The 20277-nt window shown below is 40.2% G+C and carries 14 protein-coding genes; 4 read left to right on the top strand and 10 right to left on the bottom strand.

Annotated elements, in window-relative coordinates; all coding sequences use genetic code 11:
• Positions 1 to 106 precede the first annotated feature (106 nt).
• A complete protein-coding gene (locus tag GNE10_RS16625; RefSeq protein ID WP_185566134.1) occupies positions 107 to 700 on the top strand; it encodes a DUF1517 domain-containing protein in 594 nt (197 codons plus the stop codon).
• Positions 701 to 770: 70 nt separating this feature from the next.
• A complete protein-coding gene (locus GNE10_RS16620; RefSeq protein WP_099065757.1) occupies positions 771 to 1646 on the top strand; it encodes a hypothetical protein in 876 nt (291 codons plus the stop codon).
• Between the two features lie 1128 nt (positions 1647 to 2774).
• Here GNE10_RS16620 and GNE10_RS16615 read toward each other — a convergent pair.
• The 6 genes from GNE10_RS16615 to GNE10_RS16590 form a co-directional block, all read right to left on the bottom strand.
• The gene (locus tag GNE10_RS16615; RefSeq protein ID WP_099065759.1) at positions 2775 to 3863 is read right to left on the bottom strand and encodes a cell wall metabolism sensor histidine kinase WalK; all 1089 of its coding nucleotides are present in this window, start codon (positions 3861 to 3863) and stop codon (positions 2775 to 2777) included.
• Between the two features lie 5 nt (positions 3864 to 3868).
• Positions 3869 to 4579, bottom strand: coding sequence for a response regulator transcription factor (locus tag GNE10_RS16610; RefSeq protein ID WP_185566133.1), 711 nt, complete (start codon positions 4577 to 4579; stop codon positions 3869 to 3871).
• A gap of 186 nt (positions 4580 to 4765) precedes the next feature.
• Positions 4766 to 5461, bottom strand: coding sequence for an NYN domain-containing protein (locus GNE10_RS16605; RefSeq protein WP_185566132.1), 696 nt, complete (start codon positions 5459 to 5461; stop codon positions 4766 to 4768).
• A 612-nt stretch (positions 5462 to 6073) separates the two neighbouring features.
• Entirely contained in the window at positions 6074 to 7153 is a 1080-nt protein-coding gene (locus GNE10_RS16600) for a fatty acid desaturase (protein ID WP_185566131.1), read from the bottom strand.
• 786 nt (positions 7154 to 7939) lie between these two features.
• Positions 7940 to 8992 (bottom strand): fatty acid desaturase, encoded by a 1053-nt coding sequence (locus tag GNE10_RS16595; protein WP_185566130.1) that lies wholly within the window; start codon positions 8990 to 8992, stop codon positions 7940 to 7942.
• Positions 8993 to 9508: 516 nt separating this feature from the next.
• Positions 9509 to 10327 (bottom strand): acyl-CoA desaturase, encoded by an 819-nt coding sequence (locus GNE10_RS16590; protein WP_099065764.1) that lies wholly within the window; start codon positions 10325 to 10327, stop codon positions 9509 to 9511.
• A gap of 85 nt (positions 10328 to 10412) precedes the next feature.
• On the opposite strand from GNE10_RS16590, the gene GNE10_RS16585 reads away from it, so the two are divergent.
• The gene (locus GNE10_RS16585; RefSeq protein ID WP_185566129.1) at positions 10413 to 11645 is read left to right on the top strand and encodes a methionine gamma-lyase family protein; all 1233 of its coding nucleotides are present in this window, start codon (positions 10413 to 10415) and stop codon (positions 11643 to 11645) included.
• A 104-nt stretch (positions 11646 to 11749) separates the two neighbouring features.
• Positions 11750 to 13600, top strand: coding sequence for an ABC transporter ATP-binding protein (locus tag GNE10_RS16580; protein ID WP_185566128.1), 1851 nt, complete (start codon positions 11750 to 11752; stop codon positions 13598 to 13600).
• Between the two features lie 210 nt (positions 13601 to 13810).
• Here the strand turns inward: GNE10_RS16580 and GNE10_RS16575 are convergent, their stop codons facing one another.
• The 4 genes from GNE10_RS16575 to GNE10_RS16560 all read right to left on the bottom strand — a co-directional run.
• On the bottom strand, positions 13811 to 15004 hold the full coding sequence (locus GNE10_RS16575; protein ID WP_185566127.1) for a Coenzyme F420 hydrogenase/dehydrogenase, beta subunit C-terminal domain: 1194 nt from the start codon (positions 15002 to 15004) through the stop codon (positions 13811 to 13813).
• Between the two features lie 225 nt (positions 15005 to 15229).
• A complete protein-coding gene (locus GNE10_RS16570) occupies positions 15230 to 16642 on the bottom strand; it encodes a hypothetical protein (protein ID WP_185566126.1) in 1413 nt (470 codons plus the stop codon).
• Positions 16643 to 16761: 119 nt separating this feature from the next.
• A complete protein-coding gene (locus GNE10_RS16565) occupies positions 16762 to 17136 on the bottom strand; it encodes a hypothetical protein (RefSeq protein ID WP_185566125.1) in 375 nt (124 codons plus the stop codon).
• Between the two features lie 3 nt (positions 17137 to 17139).
• Positions 17140 to 20277: CHAT domain-containing protein (locus tag GNE10_RS16560; protein ID WP_185566124.1), on the bottom strand; the 3138-nt coding region annotated here is incomplete at its 5' end.

Here is a 20277-nt window from a genome sequence, read left to right as displayed (position 1 = left end):
GGCATAGGGCATGGGGCATTGAATATTAAGTATTAGTTATTGGATCGAGTGACCAATGACCAATGACCAATGACTAATGACTAATAACTAAATTGTGGAGGTAAAAATGCGCGATTCTTTTAATAGAATGATTGGTCGAACTCGCTATGTGGTCTTTCGCCTGTTTTTGCACTTGGGCGGAGGCGAAGTAGCACCAATTTTGGGAGTGTTAAATAGTGCAGGACGAAATGCGATGGATGCTGATGGTGACTTAGAAGTTCTGGGAGAAGCACTGGTACAACTGTCTGAAACCCTTTTGCAATATGATGATTACTGGCTTTCGGCTGCTAATGAAGGGGATGTATTTTGGAATGAAGGCGATGCAGGAGATTACGTCAATGAGTTGTTTACTGACTCCGCCCAAAGATATCTCAGCGAACCAGATTACAGTTCTGCACCTGGGTTGAATGAACCTTTATCTGTACCTGTAACTCGCAACGTCATTGTGATGATTACAGTAGCTTATGAAGGAGAAGTACCACAATTAGAAACAGATCTTTCTAACGCTCAAGCAATTAAGGAAGGATTGAAAGCCTTAATCAATTTGCATTACAGTCATAAACTACGAGCAGTCCAAGTACATTTTTCACCAGCGCAGTTAGGCGATGAACTCACTAGCGACCAACTGTTGGAATATTATCCTGAATTGGTTCCTTTGTAAGATGTTGGGTAGTCCGTACTTACTGCTCACATCAATAAATTGTTATGCTCCAAGATAGGACGATAATGCAATGATCATGACCATACTACGTAAATTTACAGTCGTTGTTTTAACACTGAGTTTGTGTTTGACAACTGTAGCTTGCGGAGGTGGAGAGCAAGCTAACTCTCCAGCTAAGAACGTTAGCCAAGCCTCGACTACTACAAAATTGAGTGATGGACAGTATCAAATTCAACAAGTTACTTACGACGATGCAACTGGGGAGTACAGCCTATTTTTACTAAACAACACGCCGCCAACCTTTGCAACTGAAAATTTGCAAATGGCACGGCTAACTGATGACGAAATTAAACAAGGTAAAAAAACTTATCTGAAGGTAGAAAATGGACAACCAGTTTTATATCTGACTGAAGATTTTAAAATTGCTTACGTCCACAACGTTACCGAGAATAAAACTAATCCGCAAACAGGAAGACAAGAAACCGTCGTAGTTCGTCAAGAAAATAGTTTTTGGACACCGTTTGCGGGATCTTTGGCTGGTAACTTGGCGGGTCAAGCCATTGGTAGTCTATTGTTTAGACCCCAGTACTATGTACCCCCTGTCTATCAATCAGGAGGATTCCTGAGTGGTTACGGTGGATATGGTAGCAGCTATGACCAAGCAGTTCAAAGCTATCAAACACGCTATAACCAACCACCCGCAGCGGTGAGAAACCGCACTGCTTTCCGCAGTACTGGAACGATTAGAAGGTCATATCCTGGAAGTTCAACTGTACGTACACGTACTAATACTGGTAATAGTCGTCCCTCTGGTTCTGGTTTTGGTGGTAGCAATTTGCAACCCTCTGGCAGATCTAGTACTACTAGACGTACTTCTGGTAGTGGTTTTGGTACTGGCCGAGGTTCTTCAGGTAGTCGCTCATTTGGTACGGGTAGACGCCGTTAATCAATAGACTTCTAAGAGAAGAGGGGAAAAGGGTAAGGGGTAAAGGGGAAAGGGCAAATAAAAACCCTTTTCCCTTTACCCTCTCTTGCAAAAGTAACTTTTGCAAAAGATTCCATGAGCTGCGCTCACAACGAACAATAAAAATCAATATTCTCATGCCCAATGCCCAATGCCCTATTTTTAAGGCAGGTCTAATCAAATATTTCGTTTTTGTGAAATATAACGTAGGGTAGTACAGCTAGCTGTGCTACCCTAAAAATTTGTATATATCATCATAATTGGCAACTACTATAAAGGATTTAAATTAGCCTAATCAAGAAGGATAATAGCATAGTAAATCATGGCAAAATCCACGCTCATAAAGATTAGTCACATAGTAAGAAATACTAAACACAAATATTGTTAAAATCACAGGAATTACTTTATTAATATCTATTTTCTTTTTTTTAAACATTTCTAAACAAGACATCAAAATCATCAATGGCCAAAAGATAGTTGTGGTCAGAAACATCACAACGGACAAAAATTTATCTTCTGGAGCAGTAGTGGGATGATTTAGGGAAAATATTAACCAATTTGTGAAAAAATAGCATGTCATTAGCAGGTAAGCAATACTGAAACTTAATTCTATTTGATTCACTCTGTATACTCCTTGAGTTATATGAGATCCACCAAGTTATAACATACTTTGCTCAGGAGTCAGTTAGAGTTGTATCAAATATAGATGAAAAATTGGTTAAAAATAATACAGCTAATTTAAAAAATTAAAACATGTTTTTTACAGATATCTTTTTAATCATGGAGAACAAAGATACCAAAATCTTGGTAAATGCTCAGTCAGGGGAGCGATTTTGAGGGAACAGGTAGGCAATGGCAGCGTAACCAGATACAGTGAGTAAACTAACCAAAAAAGCAGCCAAAACAAAGTTAGGCATACGATCCAAAATGCCGAATTAAGATTATATTAAATACAAATTCTAAATCTTGACGCCTTTGAAAAAGCCAATAATTTAGATACTTTTAAATTTAGCAATTAGATATGACACGGACGTGACTACCTGATGTCAATTTGTTGTATTGCAAATGTTGGTACTTTGGATTTTAGACGCCAACTCAAAATTGCTTAACTTAAGCCAAAGGCAGAAAAAAACGAAATATACTGCCAATTCCAAATTCGCTTTTTACCTCAATTTCACCGCCTTGTAGTTCAATTAAACGGCGGGAAATTGTTAAACCAATACCAGTACCACCGGAATGGCGATCGCGTGATTGGTCAGCTCGCCAGAAGCGCTCAAACACGTGGGGCAAATTTTCTCTTTTGATACCAATACCTGTATCTATGACTGCAATCCAGAGTTTAGATGCTTCAATGTCAGTACGAATGGTAATTGAACCTTCTTTGGTATAACGTACTGCATTACCAAGGAGATTAACCAATACTTGTTCTGTGCGATCGATATCTGCCAACACAAAAGGTAACACAGCCGGACATTCCAAGCGCAGGCTCGGCCCGTCTTCCAATAACTGGTCAGTAAATTTCTCTACTAATGACTCTAATAACGGACGCAGATTTACCCGTTGTATATTAATTGGCAGATAGCCAGCTTCTGCCTTCGACAGTTCTTGTAAATCGTTTACCAACCGTTCTAGACGCCTAGTTTCTTTAGCTAAACGTCGATAAATTTCTGGAGATGCTTCTATTTCTCCATCAGCCAATTCTTCTAAATAACCCCGCACAACTGTTAATGGTGTCCGCAGTTCGTGAGTCATGTCTCCAATCACTTCTCGTCGGCGCACTTCCACCCCTTCTAAACTCGCCGCCATCCGGTTGAAACTAGCACCTAATCTATTGAGTTCTGGAATGTCATACAGTGGTAGCCGTGCATCCATCTGTCCAGCAGCAAATTTTTGGGTGATTTGTTCCATCTCTGTCAACCGCAGCATAATTCTTCTGGAAACCCAATAACTCAATCCTCCAGCAGCGGTGCTACCAACTAAAACTGACCAGATAGTACTCCGTTGCCAAGCAATTTCAAATCCTGTTACTAATTCAGTACGAATATCAATTAAATCAAACCCCTGATTTTCTAGTCGTTCCAAATGCAAGACAAAGAATCGGGGAGAAGAAACTTTGCTGATAATGACTAGACTAGCTACCCCCACTATCATCACTACCAAGTGAGAAAAAAATAGTCGTCCTCTCAGCCCCATCTTCATAACATTTACGCCATCGGCGAGTCTTCAAATTTATAGCCAACCCCAACAACAGTTTTAATAAAAATAGGATTGGCAGGGTCAGGCTCAATCTTTTTTCGTAATCGAGCTACATGGGTATCCACCACGCGTTCATCACCAAAAAAGTTATCTCCCCAAAGTTTATCAATTAGTTGCGTGCGGTTCCAAACTCGACCAGGATTGCTGACAAAGGTAGTTAGCAAATTAAATTCTAAGGTAGTTAAGTCTAGAATTTCAGGTTGCTGGGAATTCGTTTGCCTACTGGCAGTGCGCTGATCTACATCCACTATAAAGTGTTGGGTGCGATTAACTTGATGTTGTCCTCCTTGACGAAGACTGCGCCGCAATAGTGCGCGTACCCTGGCTACTAGCTCTCTGGGGCTAAAGGGCTTCACCATGTAATCATCAGCACCAGTAGATAAACCAATGACGCGATCAATTTCCTCGCCTTTGGCAGTGAGCATCAAAATATAAGGATCTTTCGCACCTGGTTTCTGGCGAATTCTAGCACAAACTTCCAGACCATCTAAACCAGGAATCATTAAATCTAAAATAATTAAATCGGGTGGTTGCTCCTGAAACATCCGTAAAGCATTGATCCCATCACGGCTAATACGGCAGAAAAATCCTTCTTTTTCTAAAGAGAGTTGGATTAAATGAGCAATTTCAGGTTCATCTTCAACTATTAAAATATCCATGCTCAAGTACGCAGATTTAAAAAGACGCGGGGAGTGGGAGACGCGGGGATCGGGAGGACAAGGTAGACAAGGGGGACAAGGTAGCAATCTTTCTCTCCGAAGTTCTGATCGGAGGAAACCTCCGCTCAGACTTCTCTCCTTGTCTACCCTTTCTTCCTTGTGTCCCTTGTCTCCCCCCTCTATTACCTACAGATTTGAATTCGTAGGGGTTCGGTAAGTATACCCAAGATTAGAATCTTTTTGAATGTATGCTTTAATACTATCTAAGTCAATAAAACAGTCAGCAACATCAATTAAGCTTTCGCTAGTGGTTGTTTGCAGACTAACAACTTCCACTCTCACCCCCATTCTACTGACAGCATTCACAGCATAAGCTAGATCTCCATCACCGCTAACTAATACCGCAGTGTCATAGTACGGAGCTAAAGTAATCATGTCTACAGCAATTTCTACATTCAGATTTGATTTTTTAAAATTATCTGGCGACACAACGAGGTCTTTTGCCACTACACGATAGCCATTACGACGCATCCACAGTAAAAAACCCTGTTGCTTTTCATTAGTGATATCAACCCCAGTATAGAAAAAAGCACGTAAGAGTCTTGAACCGTTGGTTAAATGACAAAGCAATTTAACGTAGTCAATTTCTATGCCGAGTTGTAAAGCTGTGTGAAATAGGCTTAAGCCATCAATAAAAATAGCTACTCGACCGCGATTTAAGGTATTAAAAATCGAACTATCAGGTGCAGTATCTCGCATCTTGGTATCTTTACCTTTGACAGCAGTATCGCTCAAGTTTTGCCCTTGCCAATGTGGTTTAGCTTTGAGTACTTTAGATTCATTTAATTCATTTCTTTGTTTGCTAAAATTAGTTATAATCATTGATACCTCTGAATTTTAAATCTGAAAAGGGTTTTAACTAAATTGTCTATAGTATAGTCTCTGCTGATTTATAACCCTAGCAGGAAATTGACTGAAGTCACTAGATGCAAATAAACTTAACTCATCCTTAATAGAGCCTAAAATAATTTAAGCAACAATTTTTCATTGGTTTCAGGTTGATTTAACGAGATATTACCTCTGAACATAGATATGCTAGTCTTTAGCCACTATAACTGCAACAATTGGAAGTAAATATCTTCAGCTAAGTAAGTCCATAATCTCAAATCAGTGATAGTTGAATAGTATCAAACTATTTTTATTTTACCTCTGTATTTTAATCACCTTACAGCCAGGAAAGTTTTTGAATATTTATTCAATAGAATTTACTTTTAGCTGTGACGCTCAAATTTTAACAGAGTTTGCAAGAATCATAATGTAATGTGCGATCACCTCCAAAAGACAAGTTATATTAAGCTATTTATCTAATCTTTAAATGCACCTTTGATAAAAATTCATTTTAATGACAAAGTAATCTTCCGGTGATAGTCATAAATTATTGACAATTGGCAATACAAGATTTGCGACTTCTTAAAGAAGTCGCAAATTTCAATTTTAGCCTTTAGCTAACTTTTTGTTGGATGTGTAGTAAACCTTACTTCCAGTATCAGGTACGAAATGGCAGTTCATCCAGGAATTCCATAATGATTTCCAAATTGGTTCGTCTGATTTGTGAAAATACTCACCCATCACTGGTTTTATCGCCTCAGTGGCTTTCAGCAAATTGTAGTGAGGGATATTCAGAAATATGTGGTGAGCAACATGAGTGCCAATATCATGATGGATATGATTAATCAAACCATAATCGCGATCGATACTGGAAATTGCACCTTTTAAAAAAGTCCACTCTTCTCCACGATACCAGGGAATATCTGGTTCAGTGTGATGCAAGAACGTCACTAAATCAAGCCAAATTACGAACACAATGTAAGGTGCAGCGTAATACTTCAGCAACCACATCCAACCCCACAGATAGGTAAGGTAGCCAAGCAAACCTACCATGCCAATCAAAAGAACAGTACTAGTGATGACATCCCATTTTTCTGATGGTTTAAACAGCGGACTATTGGGTAAAAAATGAGAGCCTTTTTTGTTGGGAGAACGCTTAAATAAGTACAGAGGATAAGCCAATAGAAAAGCATAATACCGGACTATCTTTTGTTCTAGTGGCATTTGCTTATAGTGTGATTCGCTTAGAGGATACCAGCTTTCATCATTATCGAGATGACCGGTATTTTTGTGGTGAGTTCTATGGCTGATTCGCCAACCATGATAAGGAACTAGTATCGGTGTGTGAGAAAGATGTCCAATTAAATCATTCAGCCATTTATGCTTAGAAAAAGATTGGTGTCCGCAGTCATGTCCGACCACAAACAAAGCCCAAAACATTGTTCCTTGCATTAACCAAAAAATCGGAAAGAAAAACCAAGAATCCAGGTAATAAGCAACTGCATAAAGCAGACCAATAATCAGGATGTCTCGAAAGAAGTAATAAAGTGATTTTGTCACTTTCGGCTGAAAGCATTCAGCAGGAATCGCAGTTTTTAAATCCTGAAGAGTAAAAGGTAGTTTGGTATTTACCTCAGAGAATTTATTGTTTTGAGAATCGTTAAGCGTGATGATATTTGATTGCACTGGCTGGATTCTTTTGTTGAAAATAAATCGGAACTTTATTTTAGGCAAGATAATCTTAGCCTATAAGGCAAAAGATCAAAGGAAAAAAGCAAAAGCAAGATGAAGTCAAGACTTGTTTTACTTTTGATTTTTTTACTTCACTAGTATGCCCAAGATACTAACTCTCGTAACATCCAACATAGGACTTACGCATTGTAAACGAGAAATTAAGGGTTTGGGCTTGGCATGGAGGATAAGGCATTAAAGATTTTTTCAACCCCAATACTCATTTTCCTTTTTGGCTTATTCCCGACCTCAACAAATCATCTCGCTACGTAAGTCCTGCGAGAGTAAATTTTGTGGCAATTTACCAAAAAAAATTCAGAAGTCATAATTCACAATTAATTATCTACCACTAGCGAATAAATAACTAGGTTTAAAACCCATCGAATTGAAATATTAGTGGTTTTGGGGAACTCCAAAAAACAAATTATTCCGATTCAGGTCGTTGACTGTTCACTGTCAAAGGTCAACGGTCAACAATTAACACTCTTGTGTGGAATATTTTTTTACTTGGAAGTCCCTTGAATCCATAGGTAGATATGGCACAAGCCTTGGTGGTTAAGACATCAACAGACGAGAAACTCAGACATCAAAAGACTTTTGATCCAGTCACCAATCCCTTGCTATACAAGTTTCCCGTACTATTTGAACCAGTGGTTGATTCTGAATAGATTTGATTAAAAAGCAAAGTAATACAGACGCTCTTGTAAAGTTCAAGAGCGTCAAAAAAGCTGGCAATTTGGTTTATCGTTGTGCGTAATATTCGTCGAAAGTCTTATAGCCAACATCAGTTGTGTACAGTTGACATTGGTCTGTAATTTGCTTCATTAAAGACCAAGAAAACTGACATTCATCATGCAGATAAGGCCCCCAATTTTCCTTAATGCTGCTGTAAGCTAGCCGCAAATTATAAGAAGGAATGGCGGTGGAAATATGATGAGGGACATGAACATTAATGTCGTGGCAGAGGATTTCTACCCAGCGGGGATAATCGCAATGAATAGTGCCAAATAACTGAGCTAGAGCTTCATTCCACTTATTGGCTGGCACAAAAGGAACATTTGAAGCAGTATGGTGAACGATAGTAAAAGTACTCATCCAAAAGTGGTAGACCAACCAGGGAACTAGCCAAAACTTGACAAATCCCCAAATCCCTGTGGTGGCGATCAGAATCGGGAAAGCGATCGCAGCAAACAACACAACCACAGCTACAGAAAGCTTAATGCTGGATTGGTCTTTAGTTTTGAATTTCCGCCAATCAAAATGCACAACTGCCCAATGTCCGATGGAACCTACCCACCATAAGCGTTTGCGAATGAATAGCTCAAAAGCAGATTGTCGGGTTTTATCCCAACTTTCAAACACTTCTGGTCTGATGGGATGCCAAGCATTGTCCTCATCGAGTTTATTGGTATGAGTATGGTGATGATTATGCTTAATCCGCCAACTGTGAAACGGATAAATTAACGGCATCATAAAAAAGTGTCCCACCAAATCATTTACCCAACGACGTTTGGCAAATGACCTGTGACCACAATCATGGCCAATTACAAAAAAACCTGTTAAAGCCGTACCCGTAAAAACCCAAGCTAGGGGCAAAAGAAACCAAGGAGCGATCGCCAAGCTGTAGTAGCCTAAAGCAACTGCCAAGACACTGAGTATTGCTTGCGTCCAAGCCTTGCGACGACTTTGCTGAAAACATTCTCTTGGCAGGGTTTTGACAATATCTTTGAGCCTGAAGTTAGAATTGGCAGACTCGTCACTTAGTTTCTGGGTATTAATTATTGATGTAGTCATGAACACCTGAAATACAACAAAGTCCTCCACCAAGTCATCAAAAAATAACTTGCCGTAAAGTTGCTTAATATTAGCGTCTCGGATTATAGCAACCTAACCCATACAAGCGCACCCGTAAATAACTTTTTCAAAAGTTAGGAGTTAGGGGTGATGAGTTAGGAGTTAGGAGTTGGAAGTTAGGAGTTAGGAGTGATGAGTGAGGAGTTGGAAGTTAGGAGTTAGGTGTGATGAGTTGGAAGTTAGGAGTTAGGAGTTAGGTGTGATGAGTTGGAAGTGATGAGTTTGGAGTTTGGAGTTACGAGGTAGGAGTGATGAGTTTGGGGTTTAGATTCTTAACTCACGCTTGAGGTGAATTAGAAACGCTCCTTGTCCCATAAGGATTTGTGGTTCTCAAAATTATGGTTTGGCAAAAATCGACGGCAACATAAAGATTTGGATGCCTGATTTGCAATAAATGTAACTCCAAACTCCTAACTCCTAACTCTTAACTCCAAACTCCAAACTCCTAACTCCTAACTAACTTTTCGTTGGAGCCAACTTGACATTAGTAGCCAAGCCAACTGCTTGTAGCAATTGAATTGTCATCCAAGTTAAATCGATTTCCCACCATTCCAGCCCATGACGAGCTGAATATTGAAAAGCATGGTGGTTATTGTGCCAGCCTTCCCCAAAAACTAGTAGGGCTACCCACCAGCAGTTGGTCGATCTATCGCCAGATTCATGGCTTTGGTAGCCAAATTTATGAGTGGCGCTGTTTACCAACCAAGTGCAGTGATAAACCCAAACAATGCGAACAAAAATGCCCCAAATAACAAACGGCCAGCCACCGAGAAATAATAGTGCTAAACCCAGAGCAATCTGAATCAAAATGAAATATTTTTGTAAAAACTGGTAGACTGGATCTCCTGCAATGTCTTTGGTAAAGCGAGGAATTTCAGCTTGAGCGGGCGACTGATAAATCAACCAACCGATGTGGCTCCACCAGAAGCCCTTATTGGAATCATGGGGATCGGTTTCAGTATCTGAGTGCAAATGATGGATACGATGTGTCCCTACCCATTCGATTGGCCCCCCTTGACAAGCGAGTGTCCCGAAAAAGACCAAAACATACTCCAGCCATTTGGGAGTTTGAAAACTACGGTGGGTAACCAGGCGGTGAAATCCTAAGGTAATTCCTAAACCACCAGTAACCCAGTACAGTAAGAAAGCCACGCCAAGTGCTTTCCAGCTAAAGTTACCAGGAACAAAGGCAAACAGCGCACCGATGTGCAGCCCAATGAAAAACAGGGTATTAACCCAGTTGATTTGAGGTTTATTTAAAGTAGCAATTGTCATGCAGTAACCTGAATTGGAATTGTTCGGCGAAATTTGCGCGATCTGAAAATCCGCATGTTTATAATTTTTTGTGAACGAGGAACTAATGAACAGCTTGGAACAGCTGCGGCAAGCAGAACACGCACTGTTAGAAATTTTTTCTGGTATTGACACTCAGGTCAAGCATAATCTAAAACGAGTGCTGGATGCCTTTCGTAATCACCGTGTCGGGGCACACCATTTTGCTGGTGTAAGTGGTTATGGTCACGATGATTTGGGACGAGAAACTTTAGATAAAGTTTTTGCCGAAGTTATGGGTTCAGAAGCCGCAGTAGTGCGAGTGCAGTTTGTTTCGGGGACTCATGCCATCGCTTGTGCATTGTTTGGGGTACTCCGTCCTGGAGATGAAATGCTAGCAGTGGTTGGTTCTCCTTACGATACGCTAGAAGAAGTCATTGGTTTGCGGGGTCAAGGTCAAGGTTCCCTTATCGAGTTTGGCATAAAATACCGCCAATTGGAGCTAACACACCAAGGAACTATAGATTGGCAAGCTTTAAGTAGTAGCGTTGGTGATAATACACGTTTAGTCTTGATTCAGCGCTCTTGTGGCTATTCTTGGCGTCCAAGTTTATCAATTGCGGATATTGAAAAAATTATCAATTTAGTCAAACAGCAAAATCCCAACACCGTTTGCTTTGTGGATAACTGTTATGGCGAATTCATTGAAACCAAGGAACCCACAGCTGTAGGTGCCGATTTAATGGCGGGGGCATTGATTAAAAATCCTGGTGGGACTATTTTCAGTGCTGGGGGGTATGTCGCCGGTCGCGCTGATTTGGTGGAAGCCGCAGCCTGTCGCCTTACTGCTCCTGGTATCGGTAGTTATGGCGGTGCTACTTTTGACCAAAATCGGCTGCTATTCCAAGGACTATTTCTTGCACCCCAGATGGTGGGGGAGGCGATGAAAGGAACATATTTAACTGGTTATGTATTTGATCAACTTGGCTATCCAGTAAATCCCGCACCATTAGCGCCTCGTGGAGATGTGATTCAGGCAATCAAATTAGGTTCGGCGGAAAAATTAATTGCTTTCTGTAAAGCCATACAACAACATTCTCCCATCGGTTCCTACTTAGACCCGGTTCCGGATGAAATGCCGGGGTATGAGAGCCAGGTAGTGATGGCTGGGGGGACATTTATTGAGGGGAGTACTTTGGAATTGTCGGCGGATGGGCCTTTGCGGGAGCCTTATGTAGTTTATTGCCAAGGGGGGACTCACTGGACTCATGTGGCGATCGCATTGCAGGCGGCGATCGATGCTGTGGGGAGGGCTGAGTGAGGGTTATAGAAGTAACATGAGTTAGGATTGTGTCACGCAGAGACGCAGCGAAAAGTCGGAGCGCCTCTGCGTGAGATATTTCTCCTTTGCTACACTATCAGTATATGCAAATACTCGAAATCTCTCCCCTCCAAGCATTTCGCCGTAGTGTAGTAACAGTGATGCAGGTAGTTCCAACGGAGCTGCGCTATGTAACAATACTGACATTACTAAGTGGTGCAAGTCCAGCGATCGCCATTTGGCTCAACAAGACGATCATTGATGAAATTACTCAGCTACTGAGTCTACCAACAACAAAAAATGCTATCAGCTTAATACTTTCCCAACCGTTACTGCTTTATAGTGTTGCAGGTTTAGTGGTGCTAAATTTGCTCAGTGATGCCCTCAGTAGTATCACTAGCTTTGTTTATGCTTCCCTACGCGATCGCATTCAAGGCTTTATCCAAGGACAAGTAATCGAAAAGGTTGCCACTTTTGAAGATATTGCTTTATTTGAAACACCAGATTTGCTCAATTTGGTGCAGCTGACAGAAAAGGGAGTGCAACGACTTCCAGAACTTTGTATCAGGCTGTTGAGCTTGTTACAAGGGATTTTTATCTTTATTCCAGCCATCTTACTCTCCATGTCTCTGGCTTGGTGGGTACCGCTAATTTTGTTTAGCTGCGTTACCCCTGTGATGTATGTGGAAATGAAATACCGCAAGCAAAGTTGGAGGGTAGAAAGAACTCAAGCCAGTGTAGCTCGTGAAATGAATTTATACAAGACGGTTTTAACTGGGGAGACATACGCCAAAGAACTACGCTTGTTTAGTTTGCAACCCTTACTACTGGAACGCTGGCGCGGGCTTTTCCGCACAATTTTTCGCGCAATGGAACAAATCCGTCGTCGAGGGACAACAGCGGTTATTAGCTGGTCTTTATTGAGTGGGTTAGGCTTAGCATTACCATATATATACGTAGTTCAAGGTGTGCTAGGTAGAACTCATACATTGGGAGATTTGGCGCTTTACACTGGGGTGATTCTGGAAGTGCGTCGAAGTTTGGAAAATCTCATGTCTGGTAGTTCTGAGTTATATAATATTGCACTGGCAACAACACCTATTTTCCAGCTTTTGGATTTACAGCCGCAATTATCGCGCTCTCAAAATTTTCCAGTAAATGGCAAAAATTCGCCTCATTACGCCGTTAAGCCATCGCAAAAAGGTATTGAGATCGAAAATCTCTCCTTTATTTATCCCAACAGCGATCGCCCAATACTCCAAGACATCAATCTGACAATTCACCCCAACGAAATGATTGTGTTGGTGGGTGAAAATGGTGCTGGCAAAACCACCTTAGCCAAACTATTGTGTCGCCTTTATGACCCCAGTGGAGGTGCGATTATTTGGAATGGTCAAGATTTACGATCGCTCCCCTTAGAAGAATTGCGATCGCGCATTGATGTAGTCATGCAAGATTATGCTCGTTTTCCGACTACGGTGCGGGAGAATGTTGCCTTTGGCGATTTACTGAAAATGCAACAAGATAAGGACATCAAAGAAGCGATCGCTGAAGCTGGTTTGACGAGAGTCATTGAGAAGTTAGATGGAGGCTTGGAAACCCTCTTAGGCAAACAGCTAGAAGGAGGCGTTGATTTATCGGGGGGACAATGGCAAAGACTGGCCATCGCTCGTGCTTTGCTGCGACTGTCTCAAACCGAACTCATCATACTTGACGAACCAACAGCCAACCTCGACCCCAAAACAGAACACGAAATTTACAACATTTTTCGCACCTTGGCAAAAGGCAGAATCGCCGTTATAGTCAGCCATCGCCTCGCCTTAGCAAAACTAGCAGACCGAGTAGTAGTACTAGAACAAGGTCAAATTATTGAGGTAGGCACCCACGACGAACTCATGGCACTAGGCGGACAGTATCACTTAATGTTTAGTCGCCAAGCTAGTAGTTACCATTAATTGACATAAAACGACCAAGCGATTGTTAGGAGGACTGTAATGCCTAACTGGAGCAGTGGCTTATCTTAAACAGTAAAGTTTCTGATGTTTCATAATTGAATTTATATTTTGGCTAACTTATCATTGCTCCAAGGTAATTAGCCTTTTTAAATTTTGGATCTTGAATCTTCAATCCAAAATCCAAAATTTAAAATCCCAAATTCCCTGATATTATTCTGGTAATTTATATTGCCCAACAATACGCTTAGCATATTCTGGAACATGCTGCTCTAACTTTTGGGGATGATTCCGCTTCACATACAAATAATTTCTAGTAAAGTGAGAATCAATGGAAAACCGCGCATACTCCAAACCCTTAGGGCCGATTTTCTCAATCACCACACCCATGAGTTTTGCAGCCCACATTGGCAAAGTTACTGCTTTATCGTAGGCGGGAATGCTTTGTTGTACGGCTTCCTTACGATTTCCTTGGGACATCACAGGCTGAGTATCTAACTGGTCTTTTACCAAATCCAGCATTTCCTTGCCAGTGTCATTTCTCACTACAATCCACTGCCAACCGAAGGGTGCGCCCATATAGCCCACCACCAAATCTGCTAAGGAATTAACATAATCAAAACAACTCATACAAGATGGGGCAAAAACATCCTTGAGTTTATTAGTTTTCAAGCCAAAGAAAGGCACGGTTTCTGTGGAACCATCTTCATGTTTGAAGTGAACCCGGAAGTCTTGCATGAATTCGTAGTGTACAACTGTGTCTGGCGATCGGCTAGTAGTTTCTAAGAATTTTTGTAGTCCGGCGCGAGTCACGTTATCTACGCAAGGCGTACCCAAAACATACAACTTTTCTAAACCAAGTTGTTTTTCTACAGCTCGTAATGCTTGAATTTGGCAACCAACACCAATTACTAATAGCCGCTTCATCCCCGATTTTTCTATTTGTTCCAACACCGAAAGATTAGGCGAAAGTGTTGGTTTATTTACTTTGGCTGCGAGTATTTCTTCTGGGGTGCGGGCAATGATGGGCATTGGTTGAAAGCGGTCTTCTTTAGTATTTTGGACGCAAACAACACCTTCAACTAAACCGCGATTAAGCATTTCAATGGCAATGCTGCTAACAATTCCCGTCCATTGTGCGCCTGCGATCGGTTGCTGCTTTCGCGCCGCTATCATGTCTTGATGAACACCAAAGTATAACTCATCTGGGTTATCAAGATTGCGCGATCGCCTGTGCGCTTCTTCCTCAAGTTCCCCTATTTGTTGATTAAGAAAAGCACACGCTTCCTTGACATAATGAATATAGTATGTATCGCACAATCCGCACTCGCTACAAAGTTCTTTTGCAGGACGACGGCTAGTAGGTTTTAAGGCTTTGGCTTTTTTGTGAGGAGAAACTGAGGTCATATAAATTTTTTGTTTTATCCAGGAATCGCTTTTATTACAATACCTTCACTGGCTATGAACTTGGCGATAAAAATTAGACCTCTTGCAAAACTCCTTACTTTGCGTTCTCTTCTGTGCGCCTCTCTTGCCTCGTGCGTGATATAAAAAATTATTCATGCAAGAAGTCTATTTCTAGCTAAAGTGCTAATCGGTTAAGAGTACCGCAGGAAGGTTGACAATAAATCGCTAATCTTTATTACTGTTCCTTTTTCTAGGATAATATTGGCGCTTAGTTATCAGCCAACCTATGCCAATAAAAAAGCATGTAGCTAAAACGCTTAATATTAAAGATGCGTAAAACGGATTAGGTGGATTGTTCGGAGATATTAGGGGTATTGGGATTTTGTCAATATGTTGGACAACTACGCCTGAGATAATCGCACCGCCACCAAAGCCGATACCTAATATTTGGATGGTGTTTTCTAAGGAGCGATCGCTCTCAGTTTGTTCTGTTTCTACTATACCGCGAATTGTATCAACCAATTGCCCAAACAATTCTTGACCTGGAGTCAGATAGTTAATATCTGTTTGGATTTGTTGTTGCCATTTTTTACAGTCTTTATTCAGAAAATCTTGCCAAGCTTGAGGACTATTTCCACTACCAATATTGTGAATCTCCTCTAAACAAATTTTGTAGTTATTAATGTTAGTATTAATTGCTGTGTGATGTATTTGTAAATCTTGCAAACATCTGGCGTAATCAAAGTTTTTTTTGGGGATTTCTCCCATTAATTTTTTTAAATCAGATAATTGAGTTGGATTTTTAGATATCAAATTGTTAAATTCTTCAATGTTCTCTTCTAGACCGCTATAAATTATTCTGGCTTCTCGGTAGCTTTGACGCGCTAGTTGATAAATGTAAAGGATTTTGTGGTAGATACAAAGTAAATCTCGCAACCAGTCATAAGCTGCTTCTGCAAGTGTTTCTGTCGCAGCTTGACTATTATTAATGACTATTAAAATATGACATTGTTTGGCAGGATTATCTGGTTCATCGGGGTCGAGTGCTTGGTATTCAAATAAAAGACTACCAAACAGTTCTCCTTTTTCTGTTGCTACAGGATTTAAATTTGTGTCGGCTACTAAGGCTATGGCAAATTTTTTAGCTAGTGCATCACAATCTTCACTTGGATCTACTTCTCCATAAATCCATAATGTTTGTCCTAAAGATGCTTGAATATTAGATGGTAGTAGCGAACTTGGTTTAAAGTATTGCAGTTGTGGTGTGTCTATGGAAATGTTTGGTGATTCTGCAAAGAGAGTCAAATCAACAGCGTAGGTATCGTGAAGTAAGAAAGGCTGAAGGTTGGCATGAATTTTAAAACCTTCTGTTGTGGACAGACTACCCAAATCTAAAATTCCCGCATCAGTTAACCATTCTGTTTTTCTTCCTTGTTGGCGCTTGGGTTCGTATTTATCCTTTTTATAAGAAATTAATTTTGAGCGTAATTTTTTCAAATCAAGAGAAGTCAGCGATTTTTCACCCACTTTCACCAAATTTTTCCACAAGAGATCGGCATCTTTCACAACTTCACCAGGAAGATCGGTAAAGGTGTGGCAAAGATGAAAAGCATAGAGGCTGAGGCTGAAATTCTTCACGATTTTTGATTGGTTTTCGTATTGTCAGTTATAGTCAATTGTAGGTTGAGTGAAGCGAAGTGCAACCCAACAAAGCCCCGCAAATGTTGGGTTTCGTTCCTCAACCAACCTACTACTGACTATTTTTGATTGGTTTTCGTGTTGTCAGATGATGGAGAATTATTTTTTATAGCATTTTCTGTAAGTTGCTTAGATGATTCACTAGGTTGATTGGCTGGAGTCTGTGATTTACTATTACCTATTCCGATGTTTATATCTACATTAATCGGAGATTCAGCACTGATTGATTTCAGATTTTGTTTGTAAGCTTCTAGAAGTTCACTGCAAGATTGTGCTTTCAAGTAATTTTCTATAATTTCTGAGATTTCCTCATCGTCTTCTGGTAACTGAATAGATATTTGCTGCAATTCCTCCCAGTCTGAAATCGAAATTAAATTTGATTGAGAGTCAAGCATTTGAATAAAAGCTTTGATACTATTTTTGTAAATTGACATGTTCTAAACTCCTTTACCTATAGTACAAAAAGCAGCCCAATAAAAAGGCGATTCAAAGGGTTTGGTTGAGGCGTTTTGATAATTATTAGCAAAATATTTATTTAGTTCTACCTGCCAAACTAAACTAAGCGAGGAATTATTTAGCCAATTTTGAAAGTCTTCGACTGTTGTATCTCTTAACCAACATTGTGCTGTCTTTAAAGCTAATACAATATTGTTTTGCTGCTGCTTTAGTTCTGCGTAAAATTTAATCATCAATAATGCTGTAGCTGTGGCGCTGACAGTCCAAAGACTACTGACTACATTGGTGCTACCAGCTAACAAAAATCCACTGGGTAAACCAATGTATTCATCACTCGTGCTTGTGAAGTCCGTCAAACCAGTTTCGCAAGCAGAGAGAGTTACTAGGCGACAGTTTTCTAGTTGAAAATGAGTGATGATATCTTTTAAAGTTAGGCATTTGGTTAAGTCCACTACTTTATCTTCAAAGACATGCATATAACGTTTAGAATCTACCTGAACTAACTCTGAATCAACAAAACAATCTGCTAATAGTAATCCAGAATCTTCGGGGTAATCAGATTTAAAGTAACCATGACAGAAGAAAAAGACACAGTTAGCAGTCACCAATTCTGGATGTAGTGTGACATTGGGAGAATTTTCATCAACACAGACAATTGCTGATTTGTTAGCTTTGTCTTGTTTCAAAATCTGACGTTGAGTAAATTGTTTTTTGATGGCTGCAACTGCTCCTAAATCTTTTTCGTAGTCTTGATATAAATCTTCTGTGGGGTTTTGAATGGCAAAGAAAGATTGAAAATCAGAGCGTTGACGCCGTTCGAGTTCTCGCAGAATTCGATAACTAGGTGCATAGCCTACACCGTTATTAAATAAGTCAATGAGGTACCTTTGCCTAGCAGGTAAAGCATGGAGAGGAAACAGGTGTAAGTAACGATGAGGAATTAAGATTAATCTTTGGCATTGTTCGGGTACTTGGTCTAAAATTTCGTCAATATGCAGAATTTCTGCTAATTGTTCCAACCGTTCTCCTAGCTGTTCTCGCCATTGAATTTTATCTCTGTCTTCTGGGTTGTAGTAGTCATTCAGATAATTGTTTGTCCAATTGATTAAGTCATCTAAATCTTGTCGAGTGGAATGCCAGATTCTTGGGTTATTGTTGTCGTGGGTGATGATGAAAGTCCGAAAACAATTATCAAAAATGTACCATTTGATGATTGCTGTTTTATTGTCTAAGAAGTTTTTAATTTCTTCAAAGTTGATGCTGCCATCTAAAGGTAAATTTTCTGGACTTGTTGATGCTTTGATTAACAGTTCTACTAAATTGCGGGTTTTGCTACGTTCAATATATTCTATTGCTTCGGTATCTTTTTTCAATTTTAGGCAAACTTCTATCATGCGTCGATAAAGTTGATTCCATTGTTCTGCTTGTTTGCGCTTGACTTCTTCGCCAGAAACAATTTCACCAGGCAAAGCTTCTACTGTTTCTATTGCCGCAAAAAAAGTATTGTAAGCTGAGTAAAATTGTTTTTCGTCTTGGTATAACCTGCCGAGATTTAACACAGTTTCTGCATGGTTTTGAGGAAAGTCGCTGGGGGTTAAGACTTCCAGTGCTGCTTTATAAGCAGAGATCGCTAATTTAATATTCTCGCCTCGTTTTCCTAATATTCTGTTACGGTAAGCATTGCCCAAATTATTTTGTGTATCTGCCCAATCTACAGGAAAGGTACTGCGGGTTAATACTTCCAATGCGGCAGAATAAGCAGCGATCGCTAATTCAATATTGTCGGCTCGTTCTCCTGATATTCTGTAAAGGTAAGCATTCCCTAGATTATTTTGCGTACTTGCCCATTGTTCAGGAAAATCGCTCTTGGTTCTAACTTCCAGTGCCGCTTTATAAGCAGCGATCGCTTTTTCCAGATTCTTACCTAGTTTTTTTGATATTCTAATCCCTAAATTATTTTGCGTTGTTGTCCAATTAATAGCAAAAGCGTTGTTGGTTCTAATCTCCAGTGGTGCAGAATAAGCAGCGATCGCTTTTTCCTGATTCTCGCCTCGTTCTCCTAATATTCTGTAAAGGTAAGCATTACCCAGATTATTTTGCGTACTTGCCCATTGTTCAGGAAAATCGCTCTTGGTTCTAACTTTCAGTGCCGCTTTATAAGCAGCGATCGCTTTTTCCAGATTCTCGCCTCGTTCTCCTGATATTCTCTCAGTGTAAGCAATCCCCAAATTATTTTGCGTCGTTGCCCATTGTTCGCAAAAGTCCCTCTTGGTATAAACTTCTAGTGCCGCTTTATAAGCAGCGATCGCTGATTCAATATTCTCGCCTCGTTCTCCTGATATTCTGTAAAGGTAAGCAATTCCCAGATTATTTTGCGTCGTTGCCCAATTAATAGGAAAAGCACTCTTGGTTCTAATTTCTAGTGCCGCTTTATAAGCAGCGATCGCTAATTCAATATTCTCGCCTCGCTCTCCTGATATTCTGTAAAGGTAAGCAATCCCCAGATTATTTTGCGTCGTTGCCCAACTAATAGGAAAACCGCTCTTGGTTCTAATTTCCAGTGCCGCTTTATAAGCAGCGATCGCACTTTCCAAATTATCATCTGTGTCTCCTAATATTCTCTCAGTGTAAGCATTCCCCAGATTATTTTGCGTTGTTGCCCATTGTTCAGGAAAAGCGGTGAAGTTTAATACTTTGAGTACCTCTTTATAAATAGCGATCGCTAATTCAATATTCTCGGCTCTGTTTCCTGATATTCTGTAAAGATAAGCATTCCCTAGATTATTTTGCGTCGTTGCCCATTGTTCACCAAAGGCGGTGAAGTTTAATACTTCGAGTGCCTTTTTATAAGTAGCGATCGCTAATTCAATATTGTCGGTTCGTTCTCCTAATATTCTGTCACTGTAAGCATTCCCCAGATTATTTTGCGTCATTGCCCATTGTTCAGCAAAGGCAGTGGGGTTTAATACTTCGAGTGCTTTTTTACAAGTAGCGATCGCTAATTCAATATTCTCGGCTCTGTTTCCTGATATTCTGTAAAGGTAAGCATTCCCTAGATTATTTTGCGTACTTGCCCATTGTTCAGGAAAATCGCTCTTGGTTCTAACTTCCAGTGCCGC

This window comes from Nostoc sp. 2RC (assembly GCF_014222165.1).
GTDB lineage: Bacteria > Cyanobacteriota > Cyanobacteriia > Cyanobacteriales > Nostocaceae > Nostoc > Nostoc linckia.
Note: the sequence above shows the minus strand (reverse complement) of the source record. Positions and strands in the feature narration are given on the sequence as shown.